Source organism: Duganella phyllosphaerae, assembly GCF_001758785.1.
GTDB classification, from domain to species: Bacteria; Pseudomonadota; Gammaproteobacteria; order Burkholderiales; family Burkholderiaceae_D; genus Rugamonas; species Rugamonas phyllosphaerae.
The window spans coordinates 63,751-75,557 of the sequence record NZ_LROM01000102.1 but is presented as its reverse complement, the minus strand read 5'-3'; the positions used below and the strand labels follow the sequence as shown (position 1 = coordinate 75,557).

At 61.8% G+C, this 11,807-nt stretch carries 8 protein-coding genes; all 8 read left to right on the top strand.

Annotated features, from left to right (window positions below; genetic code table 11):
* The first annotated feature begins 5 nt into the window (after nucleotides 1-5).
* The 8 genes from DUPY_RS18525 (at nucleotide 6) to mlaE (ending at nucleotide 11,806) form a co-directional block, all read left to right on the top strand.
* Nucleotides 6-1,133, top strand: a complete 1,128-nt coding sequence (locus tag DUPY_RS18525; protein ID WP_070249898.1) for a PAS domain-containing sensor histidine kinase — start codon at nucleotides 6-8, stop codon at nucleotides 1,131-1,133.
* A gap of 86 nt (nucleotides 1,134-1,219) precedes the next feature.
* Nucleotides 1,220-1,900, top strand: a complete 681-nt coding sequence (locus tag DUPY_RS18520) for a response regulator transcription factor (RefSeq protein WP_070249897.1) — start codon at nucleotides 1,220-1,222, stop codon at nucleotides 1,898-1,900.
* Nucleotides 1,901-2,115: 215 nt separating this feature from the next.
* Nucleotides 2,116-2,817 (top strand): transposase, encoded by a 702-nt coding sequence (locus tag DUPY_RS18515; RefSeq protein WP_070249966.1) that lies wholly within the window; start codon nucleotides 2,116-2,118, stop codon nucleotides 2,815-2,817.
* 192 nt (nucleotides 2,818-3,009) lie between these two features.
* Nucleotides 3,010-7,758 (top strand): glutamate synthase-related protein, encoded by a 4,749-nt coding sequence (locus DUPY_RS18510; protein ID WP_070249896.1) that lies wholly within the window; start codon nucleotides 3,010-3,012, stop codon nucleotides 7,756-7,758.
* A gap of 161 nt (nucleotides 7,759-7,919) precedes the next feature.
* Nucleotides 7,920-9,383: a glutamate synthase subunit beta gene (locus DUPY_RS18505; RefSeq protein ID WP_070249894.1), complete on the top strand. Its 1,464-nt coding sequence runs from the start codon at nucleotides 7,920-7,922 to the stop codon at nucleotides 9,381-9,383.
* A gap of 339 nt (nucleotides 9,384-9,722) precedes the next feature.
* Complete coding sequence (locus DUPY_RS18500; protein WP_070249892.1) at nucleotides 9,723-10,025, top strand: helix-turn-helix domain-containing protein; 303 nt, start codon at nucleotides 9,723-9,725, stop codon at nucleotides 10,023-10,025.
* A 192-nt stretch (nucleotides 10,026-10,217) separates the two neighbouring features.
* Nucleotides 10,218-11,021: an ABC transporter ATP-binding protein gene (locus DUPY_RS18495; protein WP_071651670.1), complete on the top strand. Its 804-nt coding sequence runs from the start codon at nucleotides 10,218-10,220 to the stop codon at nucleotides 11,019-11,021.
* Nucleotides 11,018-11,806: a lipid asymmetry maintenance ABC transporter permease subunit MlaE gene (mlaE, locus tag DUPY_RS18490; protein WP_026637700.1), complete on the top strand. Its 789-nt coding sequence runs from the start codon at nucleotides 11,018-11,020 to the stop codon at nucleotides 11,804-11,806. Before DUPY_RS18495 ends, mlaE begins: the two co-directional genes overlap by 4 nt.
* The last annotated feature ends 1 nt before the right edge of the window (nucleotide 11,807 follow it).

Below are 11,807 nucleotides of genomic sequence, written 5' to 3'. Positions count from 1 at the left end.
CGATCATGGCGACCGTGGCTGAGTTGGAAAGTGCGCTGCGCCAGTCGCAGCAGGAGGCAGCGCGCTACCGCCAGCTGCTCGACCACAGTGGCGAAGTGAGCTGGATGATCGACTGCGCCAGCGGCGAACTCGAATGGCTGAGCCATGCCGCCGAAACCCAGTTCGGCTACACGCTGGACACCGCCCGGGCCCTGGCCTGGGACCTGGCGCAGGAACTGGCGCCCCGGCTCGACCGCTACGAATCCGGCGACCTCAGCCGCCGCCGCCTGGTGCGCGAAACCGAACTTCCCCATGCCGACGGCCATACCGTGCCGGTGGAAATCGAATCGACGCTGATGCTGGACGCCGACGGCGTGCCGGTCTCGGTACTGGGCGTGGTGCGTGATCTGACCGAGCGGCGCGCGCTGGCCGACCAGCAGAAAAAATTCGCCTCGATGCTGTCGCACGAGTTCCGCACGCCGCTGTCCACCATCGACGGCGCCGTCCAGCGCCTGGAAATGACCGGCACCCACCACGACGAAGGCACGCGCAAGCGCTACCGCAAGATCCAGGCGGCGGTGGACCGCATGCTGGCCATGCTCGACGAGTACCTGTCGCCCGAGCGCATGGCCAGCATCGGCCGCGCCCGCCAACCGGACGAGATTTCGCCGGCCAACCTGCTCGAAGCGACTGCCGAAGTGGCGCGTACGCGCCGCGCCCGGGTGGATTTGCACATCGAAGCGCTGCCGCAGTGGATGCGGTGCGACCCGGCCGGCATTCGCCTGTGCCTGGAGATCCTGCTCGACAATGCCATTAAATACACGCCGGCCGACGCGCCGCTGGAACTGACCGGCAAGATGGCAGTCGAAGGCGGCGTCGAATTCCTGGTGCGCGACCACGGCGCCGGCGTGCTGGAAGCTGAACTGGAGACCATCTTCGGCCGTGGCACCCGTGGCAGCAATGCCGCCGGTGTCGCCGGTTCCGGCCTGGGGCTGTACATGGCGCGGTCGATCGCCGATGTCCACGGCGGCACCATTACGGTCAGAAATGTTTCTGAAAGCGGCGCGGAATTTCGCTTTTGGCTGCCGGTGACGGCCAAGCCGGGGAAAAGCCTTGCGCGAGTGGGTAGCAACAGTGATAATCCCCCGATGTAGGTGACGGGCTCGCGGCCCGCTGATGCTCTACTGAATAGCAAGTTTACACTGGGCAGTTTGTCCGTAAAACATCGAATGGCGCATCAATGACGCAAATACTGATCGTGGAAGACAATCTGGACTACGCCGAGGAAATGGCGGAGTTCCTGACTGAACTTCAACACGAGGTGCACATCACCAATAACGCCAGCGATATGTGGACCGCACTGAGCCACGGCAACGTGGGCGTGGTCGTACTCGATCTCGGCCTCCCCGACGAAGACGGTTTTAACGTCATCCCGCGCATGCGCCAGTTGTATCCGCAGATCGGTTTGCTGGTCCTGACCGGGCGCGTGGCGTTCGACAACCGCATCCTCGGCCTGCGCCTGGGCGCCGACCATTATCTGACCAAGCCGATCAAGTTCCCGGAGCTGGCCGCCCACATCGAGGCGCTCGACCGCCGCGTGGGACCGCAGGAAACTGCACCGACACCGAGCAAGTGGACCCTGAAAGTGAGCGCCCGCCAACTGGAACTGCAAGGCACGGCGATCACGCTGACCGAAAAGGAATGCAACTTCCTGCACCTGCTCACGATTAACACCCGGCCCGTGCCGCGCCAGGTGATCGTGGCCGGCATCGGCGGCGACGATCCCGACGCCGGGCGCCGGGTGGACATGCTGGTGTACCGCCTGCGCAAGAAGGCCCGCACCGGCCTGGGCCAGGACCTGCCGCTGCGCAGCGCCTACGGCGAGGGTTACAGCCTCTCCGCCAGTTTCAATTTGTCCTGACTTTGAAATAAATAAAGGCAGGGCGGAAGCAGATTTGGCCATTCGCTCGATTTTACAGGGCCACAGTGGTATCTTGCTTCGTCAGCTTTAGCTCCGTCATTCCCGCCCAGGCGGGAATCCAGTTTTCGGGCGCCGACGCCACGCATGCGAATTAGATCCCCGCCTTCGCGGGAATGACGATGCGGCGTCGCGCGGCCAAATTTTACGCAATGATCATGGCCCGCCTGCCCCGCCTCATCGTTCCCCACCAGCCGCACCACGTCATCCAGACCGGCAACAACGAACAACCGGTGTTCCACGACGATGACGACTACCAGGCCTTCCTCGGCTGGCTGCGCGCAGCCGCCAAGACCTACAAGGTGCAGGTCCACGCCTATGTGCTGATGCCCAACCACCTGCATTTGCTGGTCACGCCCACCGACGAAGATGGCCTGGGCCAGATGATGCAGTGGGTGGGCCGCTACTACGTGCCGTACTTCAACCAGAAATACAGCCGCAGCGGTACCTTGTGGAACGGACGCTACAAGACCTCGTTGATCGACGCCGATGCCTATTTCATGTTGTGCAGCCGGTACATCGAATCGAACCCGGTCCGGAGCGGCCTGGCGGTGCGCCACGAGGACTACCGCTGGTCGAGCTATTGTCACCACGCCGGCATCCGCCCGGACGGGCTGATCATCGATCATCCGAAGTTCTGGGAGCTGGGCAACACGCCGTTCGAGCGCGAGGCTGCCTACGTTGCCTTGTTCGAACTGGTAATCTCGAGCGACGATATCACCCGCATCAGCAATGCCCTGCTCAAGGGCTGGCCGCTGGGCTCGGACCAGTTCAAGGCTGTTTTGCAAAACAAGGTCAAGCGCCGGGTGCTACCCGCCAAGCGCGGACGGCCATTCAAGATCAAGCAAGAAAACGCATAAATCCGTCAAAGCCGCCGCAGTATATTTCGCTGCTGCGGATTTTTTTTGCACCCAAACCACTCTGTCCCTAATAAAAAATTCTAGGGATATTCAATATTTTAATTCGACTCCGACCCTAATTATTGTCATTGTTTTTTGTGTGGGATTGTTCTACTCTCCATTCTCATAGCCAATCTGCCAGTGGAGAGCACCATGAAAGCCCAAGGTCTGTACGATCCATCCAATGAACACGATGCCTGCGGCGTCGGATTCGTCGCCCACATCAAGGGTAACAAGAGTCACTCCATCGTCGAGCAGGGCCTGATGATCCTGAAAAACATCGACCACCGCGGTGCGGTCGGGGCCGACCCGCTCATGGGCGACGGCGCCGGCATCCTGATCCAGATCCCGGACCAGTACTACCGCGACGAGATGGCCAAGCAGGGCGTGGAACTGCCGCCTCCGGGCGAGTACGGCGTGGGCATGGTGTTCCTGCCGAAGGAAAACGCCTCGCGCATCGCTTGCGAACAGGAAATCGAGCGCGCCGTGCGCGCCGAAGGCCAGGTCTTGCTGGGCTGGCGCAACGTGCCGGTCGATATCGACATGCCGATGTCGCCGACCGTGCGTGATAAAGAGCCGGTGATCCGCCAGATCTTCATCGGTCGTGGCGCCGACATCATGGTCACCGACGCGCTCGAGCGCAAACTGTACGTGATCCGCAAATCGTCGGGCCACGCGATCCAGGCGCTGAACCTGATCCACGGTAAGGAATTCTTCGTCACCTCGATGTCGGCCCGTACCATCGTGTACAAGGGCTTGCTGCTGGCCGACCAGGTGGGCGTGTACTATAAAGACCTGCAGGATGCGCGTTGCGTGTCCGCGCTGGCGCTGGTGCACCAGCGTTTCTCCACCAACACCTTCCCCGAGTGGCCGCTGGCCCACCCGTACCGCCTGATCGCCCACAACGGCGAGATCAACACCGTCAAGGGCAACTTCAACTGGATGCGCGCGCGCGAAGGCGTGATGAAGTCGGCCGTGCTGGGCGACGACCTGCAAAAGCTGTTCCCGTTGATTTACGAAGGCCAGTCCGACACCGCCTGCTTCGACAACGCGCTCGAACTGCTGTTGATGGCAGGTTATCCACTGGCCCAGGCCATGATGATGATGATCCCGGAAGCGTGGGAAAATCACGGCACGATGGACGACAATCGCCGCGCGTTCTACGAATATCACGCCGCCATGATGGAACCGTGGGACGGCCCGGCCGCCATGGCCTTCACCGACGGCCGTTACATCGGCGGCACCCTGGACCGCAACGGTTTGCGTCCGGCCCGCTACATCGTCACCGACGACGACCTGGTGGTGATGGCGTCGGAATCGGGCGTGCTGCCGATTCCCGAGTCGAAAATCATCCAGAAATGGCGTTTGCAACCAGGCAAGATGTTCCTGATCGACCTCGAAGCGGGCCGCATCATCGACGACAAGGAACTGAAGGACACCTACGCCAACGCCAAGCCGTACAAGGCGTGGATCAACGCGGTGCGCATCAAGCTCAACGAAATCAAGCTCAGCGAAAGCCAGCTGGCGCACAACCGCGCCAAGTACGGTGCGGGCACGACCGTGACCGCTGCGCCGGCGCAGGGCGAAAAAGCCGTGCCGTCGCTGCTGGACCGCCAGCAGGCGTTCGGCTACACCCAGGAAGACCTGAAATTCCTGATGGCGCCGATGGCTGCCGCCGGCGAAGAAGCGACCGGTTCGATGGGCAACGACTCGCCGCTGGCAGTGATGTCCAACAAACTGAAGCCGTTATATAACTACTTCAAGCAGCTGTTTGCGCAGGTGACCAACCCGCCGATCGATCCGATCCGCGAAGCGATGGTGATGTCGCTGGTGTCGTTCATCGGTCCCAAGCCCAACCTGCTCGACACCAACAACGTCAACCCGCCGATGCGCCTCGAAGTGTCGCAGCCTATCCTCGGTTTCGACGACATGGAGCGCCTGCGCAACATCAGCCTGCACACGGGCGGCAAGTTCAAGTCGTACGAGCTGAGCATTTGCTACCCGCTGTCGTGGGGCAAGGAAGGCATCGAAGCCTGCCTGGCCTCGCTGTGCGCGGAAGCCGTTGACGCCGTCAAATCGGGCCACAACATCCTGGTGGTATCGGATCGCACCATCGGCCCGGACCGCGTGGCGATTCCCGCGCTGCTGGCAACGTCGACCATCCACCAGCACCTGGTGAGCAAGGGCTTGCGCGCGTCCACCGGCCTGGTGGTGGAAACCGGCTCGGCCCGTGAAACCCACCACTTCGCCCTGCTGGCAGGCTACGGCGCCGAAGCGATCCACCCGTACCTGGCCATGGAAACCCTGATCGAGCTGGCGCACGGCATGCCGGGCGACCTGTCGGGCGAAAAAGCGATCTACAACTTCACCAAGGCCGTGGGCAAGGGCTTGATGAAGGTGATGTCGAAGATGGGCATCTCCACTTATATGTCGTACTGCGGCGCGCAGATCTTCGAAGCGGTCGGCCTGAACAAGTCGCTGGTGAACAAGTACTTCAAGGGCACGTCGTCGAACGTGGAAGGCATCGGCGTGTTCGAAGTGGCGGAAGAAGCGCTGCGCCTGCATGCACTGGCCTTCGGCAACGATCCTGTGCTGGCCAACAACCTCGATGCGGGCGGCGAATACGCGTTCCGCGTACGTGGCGAAGACCACCTGTGGACGCCGGACGCGATCGCCAAGCTGCAGCACTCGACGCGCGCCAACAACTTCTCGAGCTACAAGGAATACGCGCAAATCATCAACGACCAGAGCCGTCGTCACCTGACCCTGCGCGGCATGTTCGAGTTCAAGATCGATCCGAGCAAGGCGATTGCGCTCGACGAAGTGGAACCGGCCAAGGAAATCGTCAAGCGCTTCGCGACCGGTGCCATGTCGATGGGTTCGATCTCGACCGAAGCACACGCCACGCTGGCGGTGGCCATGAACCGCATCGGCGGCAAGAGCAACACCGGAGAAGGCGGCGAAGATCCATCGCGCTACACCCAGGAATTGAAGGGCATCAAGATCAAGCAGGGCGAGACCATGGCCTCGGTCATGGGCAAGGAGCAGATGGTGGTGGACATCGCCTTGCAGGAAGGCGACTCGCTGCGTTCGCGCATCAAGCAGGTGGCGTCGGGCCGTTTCGGCGTGACTGCCGCTTACCTGAACTCGGCCGACCAGATCCAGATCAAGATGGCGCAAGGCGCCAAGCCGGGCGAGGGCGGCCAGCTGCCAGGCCACAAGGTGTCGGAATACATCGCCACCTTGCGCTTCTCGGTGCCGGGCGTGGGCCTGATTTCCCCGCCGCCGCACCACGACATCTACTCGATCGAAGATCTGGCGCAGCTGATCCACGATCTGAAAAACGCCAACCCGCGCGCCTCGATCTCGGTCAAGCTGGTGTCGGAAGTCGGTATCGGCACCGTCGCTGCCGGCGTCACGAAAGCCAAGGCCGACCACGTGGTGGTGGCCGGGCACGACGGCGGTACCGGTGCTTCGCCACTGTCGTCGGTGAAACACGCCGGCACGCCGTGGGAACTGGGCCTGGCGGAAACCCAGCAGACCCTGGTGCTGAACGGCTTGCGGTCGCGGATCCGGGTGCAGGCCGATGGCCAGATGCGTACCGGCCGCGACGTGGTGATTGCCGCCATGCTGGGCGCTGACGAAATCGGCTTTGCCACGGCGCCGCTGGTGGTCGAAGGCTGCATCATGATGCGCAAATGCCACCTGAACACCTGCCCGGTGGGCGTGGCCACGCAAGACCCGGTCCTGCGCGCCAAGTTCTCGGGCAAGCCGGAATACGTGGTCAACTACTTCTTCTTCGTGGCCGAAGAAGCGCGTCAACTGATGGCGCAGCTGGGCATCCGCACCTACGACGAACTGATCGGCCGCGTCGACCTGCTCGACAAATCGAAAGCGATCTCGCACTGGAAGGCCAAGGGCCTGGATTTCACCAACATCTTCCACCAGCCGGAAGTGCAGAACGGTCAATCGATCTTCCACACCATGGACCAGGACCACGGTCTCGACAAGGCGCTCGATCACAAGCTGATCGCGCAAGCGAAGGGCGCGCTGGAAAAAGGCGAGCGCGTGTCGTTCATCTCGCCGGTGCGCAACGTCAACCGCACGGTCGGCACCATGCTGTCGGGCGAAGTGGCCAAGCGTTACGGCCACGCCGGCTTGCCGGACGACACCATCCACATCCAGCTGCAAGGCACGGCCGGCCAGTCGGCGTGCGCGTTCCTGGCGCACGGCATCACCATCGACCTGGTCGGTGAAGGTAATGACTACGTGGGCAAGGGCTTGTCGGGCGGCCGCATCATCGTGCGTCCGAACACCGAGTTCCGTGGCTGGGCGGTCAACAACATCATCGTCGGCAATACCGTGTTGTACGGCGCGATCAGCGGCGAAGCGTTCTTCAACGGCGTGGCCGGTGAGCGTTTCGCGGTGCGCAACTCGGGCGCCACGGCCATTGTCGAAGGCACCGGCGACCACGGTTGCGAATACATGACCGGCGGCACCGTGGTGGTGCTGGGCGCCACCGGCCGCAACTTTGCAGCCGGCATGTCGGGCGGTATCGCCTACGTGTACGACCCGGACGGCGACTTCGAATCGCGTTGCAACACGGCAATGGTGACCCTGGAGCGCGTGCTGAGCAGCAAGGAACAGTCGGCCGACACGGCGACCTACCACGTGCTGCACAAGGACCTGGGCCGCGAGTCGGACGAAGGGATCCTGAAGCGCTTGATCGAGCGCCACTTCAAGCACACCGGCAGCACCCGTGCCCGCCTGTTGCTCGACAACTGGGCCGACAGCCGCAGCAAGTTCGTCAAGGTATTCCCGAGCGAATACAAGCGCGTGCTGGCCGAAATGGCGGAAGACGTGGCGAACGCGACGGCGGTGGTGCAGCCGGTGGCAGCTTAAGCAAAGTTATTGTCTGAATCGTCGACAGCCTTGAGTCCGTCATTCCCGCGCACGCGGGAATCCATAGAGCGCAACATGAAGCCAGCGTTCTATGGGTCCCCGCGTACGCGAGGACGACGAATGAGCGGTCCCGGGTAAATTAGAATAAAGAGGATTTAATCGTGGGTAAAATCACCGGTTTCATGGAATTCCAGCGTCAGGAAGAAGGCTATCTGCCACCTGCGACGCGTTTGAAAAACTACGCCGAGTTCGTCATTCCCCTGACCAACGAGCAAGCCAAGGTGCAGGGCGCGCGCTGCATGGATTGCGGCATCCCGTTCTGCAACAACGGCTGCCCGGTCAACAACATCATCCCCGACTGGAACGACCTGGTCTATCGCGGCAACTACCGTGAAGCGCTGGACACGCTGCATTCGACCAACAACTTCCCCGAGTTCACCGGCCGCATCTGCCCGGCGCCGTGCGAATCGGCCTGTACCCTGGGCATCAGCGAAGATCCGGTCGGCATCAAGTCGATCGAGCACAAGATCATCGACGAAGGCTGGGAACACGGCTGGGTCGTGCCGCTGCCTGCGGCGCACCAGACCGGCAAGAAGGTTGCCGTCGTCGGTTCCGGTCCTGCCGGCCTGGCCGCTGCCCAGCAGCTGGCGCGCGCCGGCCACGCGGTCACCGTGTTCGAAAAATCGGACCGTGCCGGCGGCCTGCTGCGTTATGGCATCCCGGACTTCAAGATGGAAAAGTCGCACATCGACCGCCGCATCAAGCAGATGGAGGCCGAAGGCGTGGTGTTCCGCACCAGCGTGTTGATCGGCAAGGATTTCCCGGCCAACGTCAACAACTGGGCCAAGGAAACCATTTTCCCTGAAGACCTGGAAAAAGAATTCGACGCCGTGGTCCTGGCCGGCGGCGCCGAGCAGCCGCGCGACCTGCCGGTGCCGGGCCGAGAGCTCAAGGGCGTGCATTTCGCCATGGACTTCCTGCCCCAGCAAAACAAGATCAATGCCGGTGACAAAGTCAAGGATCAGATCAAGGCTACCGGCAAGCACGTGGTCGTGATCGGCGGCGGCGATACCGGTTCCGACTGCGTCGGCACCTCGAACCGCCAGGGCGCCGCCTCGGTCACCCAGTTCGAACTGATGCCGATGCCGCCGGAGCAGGAAAACAAGCCGCTGGTCTGGCCGTACTGGCCGACCAAGCTGCGTACTTCGTCGTCGCACGACGAAGGTTGCGAGCGCGACTGGGCCGTGGCCACCAAGCGCCTCGAAGGCAAGGGCGGCAAGGTCGAGCGCCTGATCGCCTGCCGCGTCGAGTGGAAAGACGGCAAGATGGCCGAAGTGCCGAACTCGGAATTCGAAATGAAGGCCGACCTGGTGTTCCTGGCCATGGGTTTTGTCTCGCCGGTCGCCAATATCCTCGACGCCTTCGGCGTGGAAAAAGATGCACGCGGCAACGCCAAGGCCACCACCGACGGCGAAGGCTGTTACAAGACGTCGTCGGCCAAGGTATTTGCTGCAGGCGACGTGCGCCGCGGCCAGTCGCTGGTGGTGTGGGCGATCCGCGAAGGCCGCCAGTGCGCGCGCGCAGTCGATGAATTCCTGATGGGCAGCTCCGAACTGCCACGCTGATCACGGCCGCAAGGCCTCGATTTCAACCCGGGAGCGGGCGGGCAATCCCCGTGCCTCCCGGTTTTTTTTCACCGTGACTCCAGCGCGCCACTTGGCTGGACTGGCGCGTATCGTACTGAGTCTATCAATATTCAGCATTCGAAAACTATGCCCGTTTCAGTTAAGCCATTTTTGACCGTGAACCGATGATCCGTCATTCCCGCGCAGGCGGGAATCCATAGGGCGCGTGATCATTTGCTCAGCATAGATTCCCGCTTTCGCGGCGTTCCGTCGATTCGGAATGACGGCTCTTAACTGAACGGCATTCGCTGCAGTCGGGCGTGTTATTGGAGGTGCATTGTGAGCACGATCATTGAATCCCTGCGTGCCGACCTGGCTACGCTACACGAAGCAAAAGCAATTACCAAGGTAACGATGCGCGAGTTCGACGCGATCTGTCCGCCGCCGGTGCGGGAGTTCAGCGCTGCCGACATCAAACACCTACGCGAGACCTTGAAGTTCAGCCAACCTGTGTTCGCTCTTCATTTGCACACGTCGGCCTCGACCGTGCGCAAATGGGAGCAAGGCGACTCCCATCCCACGGGGCCGGCACTTAAACTGCTGAACGTGATCGCCGACAAGGGTTTGCAGGCAATTATCTGACTTTTGACAGGCATCGATGATGCGCCGCACCATGTAACAAAGCATGCCTCATGTAAATTGCTGACTTTGGATTCAGTAGTGTTGTATTATCGGCGGTACATCGTCCGTCCCTTTGCGTTGAACGGAGGTGCTTCCAGCAAGGATTGACCTTTCTGCACTACAATACGGCATCAAAAAATAAAGAGTTCCGTCGTGTCCAATCTAGTCGAAATTCGCGATTTACATTTCTCGTATGGAAAGCGAGCCATCCTGTCCGGGCTGAGCATGGATTTCCCACGTGGAAAAGTGATCGCAGTCATGGGCGGTTCGGGTAGCGGCAAGACCACGGTGTTGCGCCTGATCGGTGGCCAGCTCATCCCGCGCAAGGGCCAGGTCAAGGTGCAAGGCCAGGTGGTGCACAAGCTCAATACCGCCGGCTTGTACCTTCTGCGTCGCAAGATGGGCATGCTGTTCCAGCATGGCGCGCTGTTTACCGACCTCACCGTGTACGAAAACGTCGCCTTCCCGCTGCGCGAGCACACCGACCTGCCGGAAGAACTGATCCGCAACCTGGTGCTGATGAAGCTGCACGCCGTGGGCCTGCGCAATGCCGCTGCCTTGAAGCCCGGAGAAATCTCCGGCGGCATGGCGCGCCGCGTGGCGCTGGCGCGCTCGATCGCGCTCGACCCCGAACTGATCATGTACGACGAGCCGTTTGCCGGCCTCGACCCGATCTCGATGGGCGTGACCGCCAACCTGATCCGCAATCTGAATACCGCCCTCGGTTCGACATCGGTGCTGGTGTCGCACGACGTCAAGGAGTGCTTCGCGATTGCCGACTACGTGTATTTCCTGTCGCAGGGCAAAATCGTCGCGCACGGCACGCCGGCCGACATGATGGCCTCCACCGACCCGTATGTGCACCAGTTCGTCAACGCGGAAGCGGACGGGCCGGTGCCGTTCCACTATCCCGGCAAATCCCTGGCCGACGACCTTGGCCTGGGAGTTAAAGCATGAGTGTAAGAAATTTGTTGTCGAAACTCGGCGCGCCGCTGCGCGATTTCGTCGAGGGCATCGGCTTCGCTGCGCGTACCTTTTTTGAAATCCTGCGCCTGTCGCCGGGCCTGATTTTCCGCCGGCCGCACCTGCTGGTCGAGCAGCTGCATTTCATCGGTAACTACTCGATGGTCATCATCACCCTGTCCGGCCTGTTCGTCGGCATGGTGCTGGGCTTGCAGGGTTACTACACGCTCAATAAATACGGCGCGGAGCAATCCTTGGGCCTGCTGGTGGCGCTCGGCCTGACGCGCGAACTGGGGCCGGTGATCACCGCACTGCTGTTTGCCGGCCGCGCCGGTACCTCGCTGACGGCCGAAATCGGCTTGATGAAGGCGGGTGAGCAACTGTCGGCCATGGAAATGATGGCAGTCAATCCGATCCAGCGCGTGCTGGCGCCGCGTTTCTGGGCCGGCGTGATCTCGGTGCCGCTGCTGGCGTCGGTATTCAGTGCAGTCGGCGTGATGGGCGGTTACCTGGTCGGCGTGCAGCTGATCGGCGTCGACGAGGGCGCTTTCTGGTCGCAGATGCAGGGCGGCGTGGACCTGTTCAAGGACGTGCTCAACGGCTTCGTCAAGAGCATCGTGTTCGGCGTGGCCATCACTTTCATCGCGCTGTACCAGGGTTACCAGGCGCGTCCGACCCCGGAAGACGTGGCCCGCGCCACCACCCGCACGGTCGTGATCTCGTCGCTGATGGTCTGGTGGCTGGACTTCATGTTGACGGCGCTGATGTTCAGCAAATAGT